At 72.8% G+C, this 17,378-nt stretch carries 2 protein-coding genes; both read right to left on the minus strand.

Annotation, left to right across the window (positions count from 1 at the left end; genetic code table 11):
- Positions 1–201: 201 nt before the first annotated feature.
- Positions 202–5,229: a type I polyketide synthase gene (locus ACZ6TD_RS05925; protein WP_471351366.1), complete on the minus strand. Its 5,028-nt coding sequence runs from the start codon at positions 5,227–5,229 to the stop codon at positions 202–204.
- Positions 5,230–5,245: 16 nt separating this feature from the next.
- Positions 5,246–17,356 carry an SDR family NAD(P)-dependent oxidoreductase gene (locus tag ACZ6TD_RS05930; protein ID WP_471351367.1) on the minus strand — a complete coding sequence of 4,037 codons (12,111 nt, stop codon included), beginning with the start codon at positions 17,354–17,356 and terminating at the stop codon, positions 5,246–5,248.
- Positions 17,357–17,378 lie beyond the last annotated feature (22 nt).

A 17,378-nucleotide genomic window follows, 5' to 3' on the forward strand; every position in this document is an offset into this window, starting at 1 on the left:
GGCCCTGGTCGCCTGCCACCGCGCCGACGACCTCACCTCCGCAAGCTCTCCGGCGGCCGGCGCCAACGCGCCGCGATCGCGAGGGCGCTGGCCGTCGTCCGTTCCCCGACCGGGCTGGGACCCCGACTCGATCAGCAGCCGACGCCGGGAGCACAGCAGTTGACGCACCGGCGGTCCGGACCCGGGGCCCGGATCCGCCGGTCAGACCCCGAGTTCGCGGTCGATGAGGGCGAACACCTCATCGGCGGTGGCCGCCGTCAGATCCTGCTCGTCCGTCGGCTCATCGGCCTCCTGCGCGGTGGCGGTGTACTTCCACACCAGGGCCTGCAACCGGTTCACCAGGGCGGCGCGGCGCGGGTCACCGGCCGGCAGCCCGGCCAGTGCGGCCTCGAGCTCGTCGAGGTGTCCGGACACCGGATGCGCCGCGTCGGCCTCCCCCGGGTCCACCTCGGCCAGCAGATGGCCCGCCAGCGTGCGAGGTGTCGGATAGTCGAAGACCACCGTGGTCGGCAGGCTCAGCCCCGTGGCGGCGCGCAGCCGGTTCCTGAGCTCCACGGCCGCGATGGAGTCGAACCCCAGCTCCTTGAACGGGCGGTCCGGCTCGACCGCCTCCGGTGCCGGATAGTGCAGTACGGCCGCCACATGGGCGCGTACCAGCGCCAGCAGCCGCTCGACCCGCTCGTCCTCGGGCAGGGCGGCCAGCTCCCGCCGCAGCGCCGACGCCTCGTCGGTGCCGGTGTCCGCCGCGGGTCCCCGCGCGGCCTCGATGGCCTGGCGGGCGGCCGGGACACCCTCGAAGAGCCTGCTGGGGCGGGCGAGGGTGAACAGCGGCGCGAAGCGCTCCCATGCCACATCGGCGATGGTGAGGCCCGGATCGTGGTGGTCGAGCACCTGGCGCAGTGCGGTCAGCGCCGGCCGGGGGTGCAGCGGGGACAGGCCCTGCCGCCGGGAGCGTTCGGTGGGCGAGGGCGTCGTCGCGTCCGGTGTGTCACCGCCGTACGGCAGGTCCCACAGCCCCCACGCGATCGAGACGGTGGGCCGTCCGTCTGCCCGGTCGCGCCGCGCCAGCGCGTCGAGGCAGGCGGTGGCGGCCGCGTAGGAGCCGTGGTCCTTGCTGCCCCAGGACGCGGCGACGGTGGAGAAATAGACCACGGTGTTCTCGGGGCCCATACCGCAGAGTTCGTCCAGATGGCGCCCGGTGTCGTCCAGATGGGCGCGGATCTCCTCGGCCAGCCGCGGCGGGGTGAGCTCCATCAGCGGGGCCAGCTCGCCGGAGGCCGAGGTGTGGATGATGGTCCCGATCCGTCCGCTCTCCTCCGCCACGCGCTCGACGACGCCTGCGGTGGCTTCCCGGTCGGCGGGCGCGTGGTCGGCCACGGTGAGTCCGGTGCCGAGCGCGTCCAGTTCGGCCTTCAGCTCCACGGCACCGGGGGCATCGCCACCTCCCGGGCACAGCATCACGATGTGTTCCGCCCCGTCGGCGGCCAGGTGGCGAGCGACATGGGCGGCGGGGCCGTCGGCGGTTCCGGTGATGAGCACGGTGCCCTCGGGCTTCCAGGCGCGCCGCGGGGCACGGCCGCCGATCGGGTCGGGGACCAGTCGGCGGCCGTACGCACCGGCCGGGCGCAGCGCCACCTCGTCCTCGCCACAGGCCCCGGTGAGCAGAGCCCGCAGCCGCTCCGCGTCGAGGGTGTCCGGGCTCGCGGGCAGATCCACCAAACCGCCCCACCGGTCGGGGTGTTCGAGGGCGGCCACCCTGCCGAGCCCCCACAGCTGGGCCTGGTGGGGAGCGTCCAGGGGATCGGAGTCGTCGATGGAGACCGCGCCGCGGGTGGCGCACCACAGCGGCGCGGTGACGGCGGCGTCCACCAGCGCCTGGAGCAGGGTGAGCGTGCCGGTCAGGCCGGGGGCCACGCCGGGGAGCGGCGGCGGGCCGTCGTCCAGGGCCAGCAGCGACAGGACGCCCGTCGGTGGCGGCTCCTCGGCGCGCCAGGAGCGCAGCAGTTCGGCGAGCCCCTCCCGGTCGGTGTCCTCGGCCGGCTCCAGCCGCCGCACCTGGCCGCCGCCCGCGCCCAGCGCCCGTACGCAGGCGTCCGCCCAGCCGTCGGAGGCGCCCTTCGGGTGGACCACGAGCCAGGAGCCCTCGGCAGCGGGAGCGGCATCACCGACGGGCCACCACGCGACGCGGTAGCGCCAGGAGTCCACGGCGGAGCGCTCACGCCGGGCGCGCCGCCATGTCGAGAGCGCGGGGAGCACGGTGCCCAGCGAGGTCCGGTGGCCGGTGTCATCCGGGAGGCTCAGCGTCTCGGAGAGCGTGCTCAGGTCCTCGCCCTCCACCGCGGCCCAGAACCGGGACTCCTCCTCGTCCGCCGCGGGCCGGGTGTCGAAGGACACCGAGTCGGCCAGCCAGTACCGCTCCCGCTGGAAGGCGTAGGTGGGCAGTTCGACGGTACGCGGGGCGGCGGGGCCGGTGGGGTGGAGGGTGGTCCAGTCGACCGCGGCGCCCGCCGTGAAGGCCAGGGCGAGCGACTCGATCAGCCGCGCCGGGCCGCCGTGGTCGCGCCGGAGCGTGGGCACGGTGACCGCGTCCACTCCGGCTTCCTCGAAGCTCTCCTGCATGCCGACGGTCAGGACGGGGTGGGTGCTGCTCTCGACGAACACGCGGTGGCCATCGGCCAGCAGCGCCCGGACGGTGTCGGCGAACCGCACCGGTTCACGGAGGTTGGTCACCCAGTAGCCGGTGTCCAGCGCGGTGGTGTCGATCCGGCCGGCGGTGACCGTGGAGTAGAACGCCACGGTGGACGCGACCGGCCGGACACCGGCCAGGGCCTCCGCCAGCTCGTCGGCGATCTCGTCCACCTGGGGGCTGTGCGAGGCGTAGTCCACCTCGATCGGGCGGGCCCGGTCGCCCGCCTCCTGACACGCCGCCACGGCGTGCGCCACCTGCTCGGGCGGCCCGGAAATCACCGTGGACGAGGGGCCGTTGACGGCCGCCACGCCCACGGCCGCCGTCTGGTCGCCCAGCCCGGCCAGCAGCTTCTCGGCCCGCTCACGGCTCACTCCCAGGGAGGCCATCGCCCCGCCACCGGCCAGCCGCCGCAACGCCTTGCTGCGCAGCGCCACGACCTTGGCACCGTCCTCCAGCGACAGGGCCCCGGCCACCACGGCCGCCGCGATCTCGCCCTGGCTGTGCCCGATCACCGCCGCGGGACGTACGCCATGGCCTGCCCACACCGCGGCGAGGGACACCATCACGGCCCACAGGACGGGCTGCACCACGTCGACACGGCCCAGGTCGGCCGCCCCGTCGGCGCCGCGCAACACATCGGTGAGGGACCAGTCGACGTACGGCGCCAGGGCTCGCTCACACTCCGCCACGCGGGCGGCGAACACGGGTGAGGCGTCGAGCAGTTCAGCGCCCATGCCCGCCCACTGCGAGCCCTGGCCGGGGAACACCAGCACCGGGCCCAGGTCCCCGGCCACGGCGGCGCCACCGGGGTGGACCAGGCCCGGGTGCGTTCCGCCGGTGGCCAGCGCCTCCACGGCCGCCATCAGCTCCTCGCGCGTCTCGCCCACGGCCACGGCCCGGTGGCCGAACACCGAGCGGGTGGTGACCAGCGACCAGCTCACCTCGGCGATGGACGGCCCCCGATCGGTGGCCATCCGCCGGGCGAGCGCCGCCGCCTGCCCCCGCAGGGCCTGGGCGCTACGGGCGGACAGCACCCAGGGCGCCACCGCCGTCGCCACCGCCACGGCCACCGCCTCGGACCCGCGGTCGGCGGGCTCCTCCTGCTCGGGCTCCTCCTGCCCGGGCTCCTCCTGCCCGGCAGGGCTACTCGGCTCGGGGGCCTGCTCCAGGATCAGATGGGCGTTGGTGCCGCTGATGCCGAACGAGGACACCCCGGCCCTGCGAGGGCGCTCGCCCCTCGGCCACGCCACCGGTTCGGTCAGCAGCCGTACCCCGCCGCCTTCCCACTCCACATGCGGGGTCGGCTCATCGATGTGCAGGGTGACCGGCAGCGTCTCGTGGCGGAGCGCCATCACCATCTTGATCACACCGGCCACACCGGCGGCCGCCTGGGCATGGCCGATGTTGGACTTGAGCGACCCCAGCCACAGGGGCCGTTCACCGGGCCGGTCCCGTCCGTAGGTGGCCAGCAGTGCGTGTGCCTCGATCGGGTCGCCGAGGGAGGTCCCCGTGCCATGCGCCTCCACCGCGTCGACCTGGTCGGCGGCGAGGCGCGCGTTGGCCAGCGCCTGGCGGATCACCCGTTCCTGCGATACGTCGTTGGGCGCGGTCAGTCCGTTGCTGGCCCCGTCCTGGTTGATGGCCGAGCCCCGGATCAGCGCCAGCACCCGATGTCCGTTGCGCCGCGCGTCCGACAGCCGCTCCAGCAGCACCAGGCCGACGCCCTCGGAGAAGCCCGTGCCGTCCGCGGCCGCCGCGAAGGACTTGCAGCGGCCGTCCGGGGCCAGCCCGCGCTGCCGTGAGAACTCGGCGAACGCCGTCGGTGTGGTGAGCGCGGTGACCCCGCCCGCGAGCGCCAGATCGCATTCGCCCTGGCGCAGCGCCTGGCTCGCCAGATGCATCGCCACCAGCGACGACGAACACGCCGTGTCCACCGTCACCGCCGGGCCCTCCAGACCGAAGGTGTACGCCACCCGGCCGGACACCACACTGGTCAGGCTGCCGGTCGTGGCATAGCCCTCGAAGCCCTCGGGGACCTGCGGCATCCGGGACAGATAGTCCTGGCTGGACACGCCCGCGTACACACCGGTCCGGCTGCCCTTCATCGTCACCGGGTCGACACCCGCGCGCTCGAACAGCTCCCAGGCCACCTCCAGCAGCAACCGCTGCTGCGGATCCATCGCCAGGGCCTCGCGCGGGCTGATCCCGAAGAACTCCGCGTCGAAGCGGTCGGCGCCGTCCAGGAAACCGCCGTGCCGGACATAGCTGGTGCCGGGGTGGTCGGGGTCCGGGTGGTAGAGGCCCTCCAGATCCCAGCCGCGGTCGGTGGGGAACGCGGTGACGCCGTCACCACCGGAGGCCACCAGCTCCCACAGCTCCTCGGGGCAGCCGACGCCACCCGGATAGCGGCAGGCCATGCTCACGATGGCCACCGGCTCCTGGGACCGCTCCTCCATCTCGCGCAGCCGCTGACGGGCCTGCCCGAGATCCACCGTGACCCGCTTCAGATACTGGCGGAGTTTCTCTTCCGTACCCGACATCAGTCCTCACTCACGATCAAGAGGGCAGTTCCCTGTCGATGAACTCGAACAACTCGTCGTCCGACGCGGAGTCGAGGGCGCCGTCGTCCACGGTGGGGCGGTGCTCGGCGGTGGCCTCGGCCGGTGTGTCGTCGTTGAGCCGCCATACCAGCGCCTCCAGGCGCTTCGCCAGCCGGCCGCGGGCCTCGTCGTGGGCACCGAGCCCCGCCATGGCCGCCTCCAGCCGCTCCAGCTCGCCGAAGACCGGCGCCGAGGTGTCCGCCTGTGCGGGGCACAGCCGCGTCCGCAGTTCGGCGGCGATGGCCGAGGGCGTCGGATGCCTGAAGACGACGGTGGCGGGCAGCCGCAGCCCGGTGGCGGCGGCGAGCCGGTTGCGCAGTTCGACGCCGGTCAGCGAGTCGAAGCCCAGGTCCTTGAAGGGGGTGTCACCGGACACCGCCCCCGCGTCGGTGTGGCCCAGGACCGCCGCGGCCTGCGTGCGCACCAGCGTGAGCAGGATCCGGTGCTGCTCCTCCGCGGGCACCGCCGCGAGCTGCGCGACCAGACCGGCGGCGGGCGCCCCGGTGGCGGCGGTACGACGGGTGGTCGTCCCGCTGTCGAGGAGCGTGCGCAGCAGGGCGGGCAGGGTGTCCGCGGGCTGGGCGGCCAGGGTTCGGAGGTCGAGCTGTACGGCCGCGGGTTGCGGGGCGCCGTGCCAGCAGGCGGCGTCCATCAGCCCCAGCGCCCGCGCGCCGGACATGGCGGCGATGCCGGAGCGGGACATCCTGGCCAGGTCCGACTCGTCCAGATGCCCGGTCATCCCGCTGGCATCGGCCCACAGGCCCCAGGCCACCGAGACGGCCGGGAGGCCCATGGCCTGGCGGTGGACGGCCAGGGCATCGCAATAGGCGTTGGCCGCCGCGTAGTTGGCCTGGCCCGGGCTGCCCATCACGCCCGCGGCCGAGGAGAACATCACGAACATGCCGAGCCGCAGATGCGCGGTGGCGGCGTGGAGATGCGCCGCGGCCGTGGCCTTGGGCCCCCACACCCGCGCCAGGCGCTCCGGGGTCTGCGAGGTGACCACCGCGTCGTCCAGCACACCCGCCGCATGGACGACACCGGTCAGGGGGTGTGCCGGGTCGATGCCCGCGACGAGGTCGTGCACCGCGGCGCCGTCGGTGACGTCCGCCGCCTCGATCCGGGCCTCGGCCCCCAGGTCGGCGAGCTGGGCCACCAGCTCCTTCGCCCCGGGTGCGTCGGGGCCACCGCGGCTCACCAGCAGCAGATGGCGGATGTTCCAGGTACGGACGAGGTGTTCGGCCACCAGAGCGCCGAGGGTGCCGGTGCCGCCGGTGATGAGCACGGTGCCCTCGGGGTCCACCGGGGCGGGGACGTCCAGGACCAGCTTGCCGGTGTGCTTGGCCTGGCTGAGATACCGCAACGCCTCACGCGCGCGGCTGAGTGGCCATGCGTGCACCGGGGGAGGCTCCAGCGCACCGGAGGCGAACAACTCGCCCAGTTCCCGGAACATTTCGCCGATACGGGCCGGACCGGCGTCGGCGATCAGGTCGTAGGCTCGATAGGCCACCCCGGGGTGCTCGGCCGCGATCAGCTCCGGGTCACGGACATCGGTCTTGCCCATCTCCAGCAGCCGCCCGCCTTCGCGGAGGAGACGGAGTGAGGCATCGACGAAGGGGCCGGCGAGGCTGTTGAGCACCACATCGACGCCACCTCCGCCGGTGGCCTGCCGTAGCGCCTCTTCGAAGGCCAGGTCGCGCGACGAGGCCCGGTGGGCCGCATCGATGCCCATCTCCTCCAGGACCCCATGCTTCGCCGGACTCGCCGTCGCATAGACCTCCGCACCCAGGTGCCGCGCCATCCGCACCGCGGCCGTTCCCACGCCACCGGTCGCGGCATGGATCAGCACCGACTCCCCGGGCCGGAGCCCGGCGAGGTCCGTCAGTCCGTACCAGGCGGTCAGATAGGCCACCGGTACGGCCGCCGCCTGCCGGAAGCTCCATCCGTCCGGGATCGGCGCCAGCAACCGCGCGTCGGTGACCGCGAGCGGTCCGAACGACTGGTCGAGGACGCCCATGACGCGGTCGCCCACGGACACGTGGGTCACCTCGGGGCCGATGTCCACCACGACTCCGGCGCCCTCACCGCCGAGTCCGGTCTGGCCGGGCACCATGCCCAAACCGACCATGACGTCACGGAAGTTGACCCCAGCGGCGCGCACGGCGATCCGCACCTGGCCCGCCCCCAGGGGCTCGAGCACCTCGGGGCAGGGCACCGGTACGACGTTCTCCAGGGTCGCCGTGCCCGCCGTGTCCAGCCGCCATGCCTCCGGCTGCGCCACGGGGCCCACCAGCCCCGCACCCCCGGTCCCGGCATGGACCAGGCGGGGCACGAGGGCCCGACCGGCGCGCAGGGCCAGTTGGGGCTCGTCCATCCGCACGGCGCGCGCCACGGCGACGCGCACGGCGCCGGTGTGCGGGGCGGCTTTGACGTCGAGGTCGTTGTCGGGGTCGTTGTCGGGGTCTTCGTCGCGGTCGAGGAGGACGAAGCGGCCGGGGTTCTCCGACTGTGCGCTGCGTACGAGGCCCCATACGGCGGCCGCGGCCAGGTCCGCCCGGGTGGTGCTCTCGGGGCCGTCGACGGCGACCGCGCCCCGCGTGACCACCACCAACCGGGCGTCGGCCAGCCGCGGTTCGGCCAGCCAGCCCCGCACCAGCTCCAGCGCCCGTCCGGTCGCCGACAGCGCCTCGGCCGCCGCCTCCTCGGCGCCCTCGCCGGTGGGCCCGGTCAGGTCGGTCATATCGGCGAGAACGATGGGTGGTACGGGCTCATCGTCATCGAGTGCCGAGACCAGTGCTGCCGGATCCGGGTGACCTCCGGCCCCCAGGACCGCCCAGCCATCGTCCTCGGCCGCCGCCTCTCCGCCCCCGGCCGCGAGCGGCAAGGGAGTCCACTCGACGGTGAACAGACTGTCCGTGGCGTGGCTGCCGGGGGCCACCGCCGCCCGCAGTTGATCGACACTCGCGGGCCGCATCGCCACGGAGTCGACGGTCAGCACCGGAGCGCCGACGGCGTCGGCCACGGTCAGCCGCAGTGCGCGCTCGCCCTCGGCGGCCTCCTGGTGGGGAGAGAGGCGTACCCGGACGGTGGTCGCCCCGGCCGCCCACAACGTCACGCCGTTCCAGGCGAATGGCAGCCAGACCCGGCCATCGGTGGGTTCGTCACCGGTCGTCCCGGTGTCATCGTGCGTGTCGAGCTGGTCGATCAGCAGTGCGGGATGCAGCGCGGCGTCCAGCAGCGCCGGGTGGATGCCGAATCCGGCCTGTTCACCGGCGGCCTCGGGCAGGACCACCTCCGCGCACACGTCGGCCCCGTCCCGCCACACGGCCCGCAGCCCCTGGAAGGACGGCCCGTAGGTATAGCCCGAGGCCGACACCCGGTCGTAGAACCCCTCGACGCCGAGCGGTGCCGCACCGGCCGGAGGCCACGCCCCGCCCAGGCCCGGCGCCTCGTCGGAACGGTCCGAGGGCGGGCTCAGCACACCCTCCGCATGGCACGTCCATCCCGTGGCGACGGCCTCTCCTTCACCGGCGGCGGGCCGGGAGTACACCCGCACCTCGCGGCGCCCGTCCTCGGCGGCCTCGCCCACGACGATCTGCACCCGCAGCCCACCCGACTCCGGCAGGACCAGCGGCACGTGGAGCGCCAGTTCGTCCACGCCGCCACAGCCGACCTCATCGGCCGCCCGCAGCACCCACTCGGCCAGCGCCGCACCCGGGAGCAGCACCGCGTCCGCCACCACATGCTCACCGAGCCATGTGTGCGTACGCGCCGAAATCCGGCCCGTCAGCACATGGCCACGGCCATCGGCGAGCTCCACAGCGGCGCCCAGCAGCGGATGTCCGGCGGAGACCAGCCCCAGGTCGGCCGGGTCGCCGACGCGTCCGCCGTGGCCGTCGAGCCAGTAGCGCTCGCGCTGGAACGCGTAGGTGGGCAGAGGGACCACGCGGGGCGTCGGAGAGCCCGGATACAAGGTGGTCCAGTCGACGTCGACCCCGGCGGTGAACGCCCGGGCGAGCGAGTGGAGGAGCTCGGCCCGGCCGCCGTGATCGCGGCGCAGGGTGGGCACGGTAACGGCCGGGATCTCGGCTTCCTCGAAGGTCTCCTGCAGGCCGAGCGTGAGCACGGGGTGGGTGCTGGCCTCGATGAACACCCGATGCCCGTCGGCCAGCAGCGCCTGAACCGCATCGGTGAACCGCACCCGCTCACGGAGGTTCCGCACCCAGTAGTCCGGGTCCAGGACGGAGCCGTCGGCCCGACCACCGGTCACGGTGGAGTAGAACGCCGCGCCCGAACCGGACGTATCGAGCGGATGGACACCGGCCAGGAGCTCGTTCAACTCCTCGCGGATCTGATCCACTTGAGGGCCGTGCGAGGCGTAGTCCACCTCGATGAGCCGTGCCCGCTCCCCCGCCTCCTGGCACGCGGCCACGACAGCGGCCACCTGCTCCGGCGGTCCTGAAACCACCGTGGAGGAGGGGCCGTTGACGGCCGCCACGCCTACGCCTCCGGCCCGGTCTTCCAGGTCGGAGAGCAGTTGGCCCGCCCCCTCCAGGCCCACGCCGAGGGAGGCCATCGCCCCGCCCCCGGCCAGCCGCCGCAACGCCTTGCTCCGCAGCGCCACGACCTTGGCACCATCCTCCAGGGACAGCGCCCCCGCGACGACAGCCGCCGCGATCTCGCCTTGGCTGTGGCCCACTACCGCCGCAGGACGTACGCCGTGTCCAGCCCAGACCGCCGCCAGCGACACCATCACCGCCCACAGGACAGGCTGCACCACATCCACCCGGCCCAGATCCGCCGCGCCCTCCGCGCCACGCAGCACGTCCGTGAGCGGCCAGTCCACATAGGGCGCCAGTGCCCGCTCGCACTCGGCCACTCGGGCCGCGAACACGGGCGACGCCTCCAGCAGCTCCGCCCCCATACCGGCCCACTGCGAACCCTGGCCGGGGAAGACCAGCACTGGACCCACATCGCCCATCAGCGCCGCCGTGCCCGACTGCACCACGCCCGGATGCGACACACCCCCCGCCAACGCCTCCACGGCGGCCAACAGCTCCGCGCGGTCATCGCCCACCACCACCGCTCGATGCTCAAACACCGATCGCGTGGTCACCAACGACCACCCCACATCGACGGGCGAGAACTCGGACGCGCTGCCCACGCGGTCAGCCAGGGCGGCCGCCTGCCCCCGCAACGCCTCCGCGCTCCGTGCCGAAAGCACCCACGAGACCGTGCCCATGTCGGAGGAGACCGTCTCCGCCTCCGGCGCATCCTCCTCGGGCAGGGCGGGAGCCTGCTCCAGGATCACATGGGCGTTGGTGCCGGAGGCGCCGAAGGAGGACACACCGGCCCGGCGCGGGCGCTCACCGTTCGGCCACTCCACCGGCTCGGTCAGCAGCCGCACCGCACCGCTCTCCCAGTCCACATGCGGGCTCGGCTGATCGATATGCAGCGAGGCGGGCAGCATTCCCTGGCGCATGGCCTGCACCATCTTGATGACGCCCGCGACACCCGCCGCCGCCTGCGTATGCCCGATGTTGGACTTGATCGAGCCCAGCAGCAGCGGCTGATCGGCGGGACGATCCTGACCGTAGGTGGCCAGCAGCGCCTGCGCCTCGATCGGATCACCCAACGTCGTACCCGTACCGTGCGCCTCCACCGCATCGACATCCGAGGCCGACAACCCGGCACTCGCCAACGCCTGCCGGATCACCCGCTGCTGCGAAGGGCCATTGGGCGCGGTGAGCCCGTTGGACGCGCCATCCTGGTTGACCGCCGACCCACGGATCACCGCCAGGACCTCGTGGCCGTTGCGCCGGGCATCCGACAGCCGTTCCAGCAGCAGAACGCCCACACCCTCACCCCAGCCCGTGCCATCGGCGGCCGCCGCGAAGGGCTTGCACCGACCGTCGGGGGCCAGGCCGCGCTGACGCGAGAATCCGGTGAACACATCCGGGGTGGCCATCACCGTCACCCCACCGGCCAACGCCAGCGTGCACTCCCCCTGCCGCAACGCCTGCGCCGCCAGATGCATCGCCACCAACGACGACGAACACGCCGTGTCCACCGTCACCGCCGGACCCTCGAAGCCCAGCGTGTACGCCACCCGACCCGAAACCACACTGCCCGAGCCCGCGAGCATCGCATACCCCTCGAGCTTCACATCCGCGCCGCCGCTGAGCCCGGCCGCGTAGTCGTGGTACATCACACCCGCGTAGACACCGGTCGGGCTGCCCTTCAACGACACCGGATCGATCCCCGCCCGCTCCAGCACCTCCCACGACGCCTCCAACAGCAACCGCTGCTGCGGATCCGTGGCCAGCGCCTCCCGCGGATTGATCCCGAAGAACGCCGCATCGAAGGCATCGGCGTCATAGAGGAAGGCACCCTCGTTCGCATAGCTGGTGCCCGGGTGATCGGGGTCCGGATGGAAGAGCCCGTCCAGGTCCCAGCCCCGGCCGCTGGGAAATTCCCCGATCGCGTCCTTCCCTGAGGCGACCAGGTCCCACAGCGCTTCGGGGGAGTTCGCACCTCCCGGGAAACGGCAGGTCATGCCGATGATCGCGATCGGATCCTCCGCATCTGCCCGCACCGCGAGCGGAGCACGGGTTCCGGCGGTCTCCCCGGTCAGCCGGGTGCACAAATACTCCGCCAGCACCCGAGGAGTCGGATAGTCGAACACCAACGTCGCCGGTAACCGCAACCCCGTCACCACCGACAACCGATTACGCAATTCCACCGCCGTCAACGAATCAAAACCCAACTCCTTGAACGCCGCATCCACCCGCACCTCACCCGACGAACCAAACCCCAACACCACCGCCACACCACCCCGCACCACCTCTACCACCACATCCAACCGACCAGCCGCATCCAACCCCACCAGCTCAGCGGCCAACCCCGAGGCCGACGGTCCTCCCTCGGCGGCCCGCCGCCGGGTACGGCCGGACACCAACCCTCGCAGCACCGCCGGAAAATCCTCACCGGCCACCCCGGCCGTGTCGAAGTCCACGGCCACCATCAGCGGGTTCGCGAACCGGCAGGCGGCATCCAGCAGGGCCAGCCCGCGCTCGGACGCCAAGGGCCTCATTCCGCGCAGCCGTGTCAGGTCCGCCCGGCCCACATGTCCGGTCATCTCGCTGGCCTGCGCCCACAGCCCCCAGGCGACGGAAAGCCCGGGCAGCCCCAGCGCCCGCCGATGGGCGACCAGTGCGTCGACAAAAGCGTTCGCCGCCGCGTATCCGGCCTGACCCGCGTTGCCCACGACTCCGGCGGCCGAGGAGAACATCACGAACATGCGGAGCGGAAGGTCCGCCGTGGCGGTGTGCAGATGGGCGGCGGCCGTGGCCTTCGCCGCCCACACCCGCGCCACCTGCTCCCGGGTCTGCGAGGTGACCACCGCGTCATCCAGCAGCCCCGCCGCATGAATGACACCGGTCAGCGGATGCGCCGGGTCGATACCGGCCACCGTATCGGCCACCGCGTCCGCGTCCGTGACATCCACCGCGGCGATCCGCACCTGCGCGCCCAGGTCACTCAGCCGTTCGGCCAACTCCGGTGCGCCGGGCGCGTCCGAGCCACGTCGGCTGACCAGGACCAGACGCTTGACCTGCCACGTACGTACGAGATGCTCGGCCACCAGACCGCCCAGCAGACCCGTACCCCCGGTGATCAGCACCGTGCCGTGGGGGTCGAGCCCACCAGGGGTCAGCCCGCCGGATTCCGCCTCGTCGGCACCGTCGGTGGCACGCGCGCGCACCAGCCGGGGCACCACCAGTTGCCCGGTGCGCAGCGCCGCCTGTGGCTCATCCGCCCGTACGGCACGGAGCACGGCATCCGCCACCTCACCCGCGGCCGGATCGATGGCCTGGTGGAGGTCGAGGAGGACGAACCGGTCGGGGTGCTCCGCCTGCGCACTCCGCAGCAGGCCCCACAGCCCCGCAGCCGCCACATTCAGCTCTCCGCCGCCGGAATCCCCGCCTTCGGGGCCGCCGATCGACACCGCGCCGCGTGTCACCACCACCAACCGGGCGTCGGCCAGCCGTGGTTCGGCCAGCCACCCCTGCACCAACTCCAGCGCATGGCCAACGGCAGCCAAGCCATCAGCCGCCCTCGCCGCGGCTCCGGCCCCCGCCGGGCCGCCGTCGGCGGGCAGGCAGGTCACGGCGAACGCGGGAGGTGGCGTACCGTCGTCGAGCGTGGCGACCAGCGCTTCGAGACCCGGCTGGCACACCACTCCCCCACCGCCGAGTCCGGGCTCCTCGGCCAAGTGCAGGGCGTCCTCGCCCAGCACGACCCAGCCCGTGGTGTCGGAAGCGTCCGCGTCCGGCACGTCGGGCATCGGGATCCAGTCCAGCGTGAACAGCCCATCGACGCCACGTCCACCCACGGACCGCAGCTGACCGGGGTCGGCGGGACGCATCGTCAGGGAGCCGACCGTCAGCACCGGGGCGCCCATGCCATCGGCCACGACCACCCTCACCCCGCGCTCACCCGCCGCACCATCCCGATGGGGCGAGAGCCGGACCCGGACCGTGGTCGCCTCCGTGGCCCACAACGACACGCCGTTCCAGGCGAACGGAAGCCTCATCCCATCGTCGGCCGACTCGGTGTCGGCGGCGAGCAGCATGGGGTGCAGGGCCGCGTCGAGCAGTGCCGGATGGATGCCGAATCCATCCGCGTCCCCGGCCGCCTCGGGCAGCGCCACCTCGGCCAGCCAGTCCGCACCGTCCCGCCACACGGCGCCCACCCCTTGGAACGAGGGCCCGTACGCATACCCCGACGCCGCGGCATGCTCGTAGAGGTCCTCGACGTCCATCGGCTTCGCGCCCTCGGGAGGCCAGACTCCCGCCAGCTCCTCGGCCGCAGCCGGCGCGGCCGGCGGGTTCAGGACACCCTCCGCATGGGACACCCAGTCCGGATCGGCGCCGGGCTCGGCATCGCGGTCGGGCCGGGAGTACACCCGCACATCGCGCCGCCCGTCCTCGGCGGCCCCGCCCACCACGATCTGCACCCGCAGCCCGCCCGACTCCGGCAGCACCAACGGCACCTGCAGCGCAAGCTCATCGATGCCACCACAGCCCGCCTCATCGGCCGCCCGCAACACCCACTCCACCAACGCCGCACCCGGCACCAGCGACGCCCCGGCGACCACATGGTCACCGAGCCAGCCGTCACCGCCGGTAGCCGACACCCGCCCGGTCAGCACCAGGCCGCCATCGGCAAGGCCCACCGCCGCCCGCAACAACGGGTGCTCCACCCGCTGCAGCCCCGCGGCACCCACATCACCGACCCCGCCGGTGGCAGTGGCCCAGTAGCGCTGGCGCTGGAAGGCGTAGGTGGGCAGATCGACCGTACGAGGGGTGGGCTCACCCGGGAACGCGGCCATCCAGTCGACGTCGACCCCGGCGGTGAACGCCTGGGCGAGGGAGTGGAGGAGCTGGGCCTGGCCGCCGTGATCGCGGCGCAGGGTGGGCACGGTAACGGCCGAAATCTCGGCTTCCTCGAAGGTCTCCTGAAGGCCAAGGGTGAGCACGGGGTGGGTGCTGGCCTCGATGAACACCCGATGCCCGTCCGCCAGCAGCGCCTCAACGGCATCGGTGAACCGCACCCGCTCACGGAGATTGGTCACCCAGTAGGCGGCGTCCAGGTCGGTGGTGACGGCACGGCCGCCCGTCACTGTGGAATAGAACGCCGTATCCAAACCGGAGGCATCAAGCGGACGGACGCCTTCCAGCACCCGCATCAACTCCTCGCGGATCTCCTCCACCTGAGGACCGTGCGAGGCATAATCCACCTCAATCAGCCGCGCCCGCTCCCCCACCTCCTGGCACGCGGCCACCACAGCGGCCACCTGCTCCGGCGGACCCGAAACCACCGTCGACGACGGCCCGTTGACAGCCGCCACACCCACACCAGCAGCCTGGTCTCCCAGGCCGGAAAGCAGCTCCGCCGCCCGCTCCCGACCCACACCGAGCGACGCCATCGCCCCACCACCGGCCAACCGCCGCAACGCCTTGCTCCGCAACGCCACAACCTTCGCACCATCCTCCAAAGACAGCGCACCCGCGACAACAGCCGCCGCGATCTCACCCTGGCTATGACCCACCACCGCCACAGGACGCACCCCATACCCCGCCCACACCGCCGCCAACGACACCATCACCGCCCACAACACCGGCTGCACCACATCCACCCGGCCCAGATCCGCCACACCCTCCACCCCACGCAACACATCCGAAAGCGACCAATCCACAAACGGCGCCAACGCCCGCTCACACTCCCCCACCCGCGCCGCGAACACCGACGACACCCCCAGCAGCTCCGCACCCATCCCCACCCACTGCGAACCCTGACCGGGGAAGACGAGCACCGGCCCCACATCACCCGTCAGCGCAGCAACACCCGACTGCACCACACCCGGATGCGACACACCACCCGCCAACGCCTCCACACCAGCCAACAACCCAGCCCGATCACCACCCACCACCACCGCCCGATGCTCAAACACCGACCGCGCCGTAACCAACGACCACCCCACATCCACCAACGACAACTCAGACGCACCACCCACCCGCCCAGCCAACGCCGCAGCCTGCCCCCGCAACGCCTCCACACTCCGCCCCGAAAGCACCCACGGCACCACCCCACCCACCTCGGAGGACGCTGTCGGCACATCCTCCTCAGGAGCCTGCTCCACAATCACATGCGCATTGGTGCCACTGATCCCGAAAGACGACACACCGGCCCGGCGCGGGCGCTCACCGTTCGGCCACTCCACTGGCTCGGTCAGCAGCCGTACACCGCCGCCGTCCCACTCCACATGGGGCGTCAGCTCCTCGGCATGGAGGGTGGCCGGGAGGACGCCGTGCCGCAGGGCCATCACCATCTTGATGACACCGGCCACACCCGCCGCACCCTGCGTATGGCCGATGTTGGACTTCAGCGAGCCGAGCCACAGCGGCCGGTCCTCCGGCCGGTCCCGGCCGTAGGTGGCGATCAGCGCGTCGGCCTCGATCGGGTCTCCCAGCTTGGTGCCCGTGCCATGCGCCTCCACCGCGTCCACCTCGGACGGGGCGAGCCGGGCGCTGGCGAGGGCCTGGCGGATGACCCGCTGCTGGGAAGGGCCGTTCGGCGCGGTGAAACCGTTGCTGGCGCCGTCCTGGTTGATGGCCGAACCACGGATGACCGCCAGTACCCGATGGCCGTTGCGCCGCGCGTCGGACAGCCGCTCCAGCAGCACCAGGCCGACGCCTTCGCCCCACCCCGTTCCGTCGGCGTTCACCGAGAACGCCTTGCACCGCCCGTCCGGGGACAGCCCGCGCTGCCGGGAGAAGCCGGTGAACACCTCGGGGGTGGTCATCACCGTCACCCCGCCGGCCAGGGCCAGGGCACACTCCTCCTGCCGCAGTGCCTGGCAGGCCAGATGGATCGCGACGAGCGACGACGAGCACGCCGTCTCCACCGTGACGGCCGGTCCCTCCAGGCCGAGGGTGTAGGACACTCGGCCCGAGAGCAGGCTCGGTGCGTTGCCCGCGTATCCCTCGGATCCCTTCTGCGGAAGGTCGCCCGATGTGGCACCGCCGGTGGTGGCCGTACCGGCGTAGACGCCCGTCCGGGAGCCCTTGAGGGACACCGGGTCGATTCCCGCCCGTTCGCATGCCTCCCAGGCGGTTTCCAGCAGCAGTCGCTGCTGGGGGCTGGTGGCGAGCGCCTCGCGCGGGCTGATGCCGAAGAACCGCGGGTCGAATCGGTCGGCGTCGTCGAGGAATCCGCCCCGGCGGACATACGTGGTGCCGGGGTGGTCCGGGTCCGGGTGATAGAGGCTGTCGAGGTCCCAGCCGCGGTCGGTGGGGAAGTCCCCGATGGCGTCCACGCCGTCCGCGACCAGCCGCCACAGGTCCTCGGGTGTGGTCACCCCGCCCGGGAACCGGCAGGCGATGCTCACGACCGCGATCGGCTCCTGGTATCGCTCCTCCACCTCACGCAAACGCAGGCGCGTATCGTGCAGATCCGCGGAAACGCGCTTGAGATACTCGACCAGCTTCTCTTCATTCACGTTCACCATGAGGTTTCACCCGGCCCTCAGC

The sequence above is a fragment of the Streptomyces yongxingensis genome (assembly GCF_055597465.1).

What these genes read in the sequence shown, in the direction of transcription:
- ACZ6TD_RS05925 (WP_471351366.1), bottom strand. Translation starts at nt 5,229, where the DNA reads ATGTCGGGTACGGAAGAGAAACTCCGCCAGTATCTGAAGCGGGTCACG.
- ACZ6TD_RS05930 (WP_471351367.1), bottom strand. Translation starts at nt 17,356, where the DNA reads ATGGTGAACGTGAATGAAGAGAAGCTGGTCGAGTATCTCAAGCGCGTT.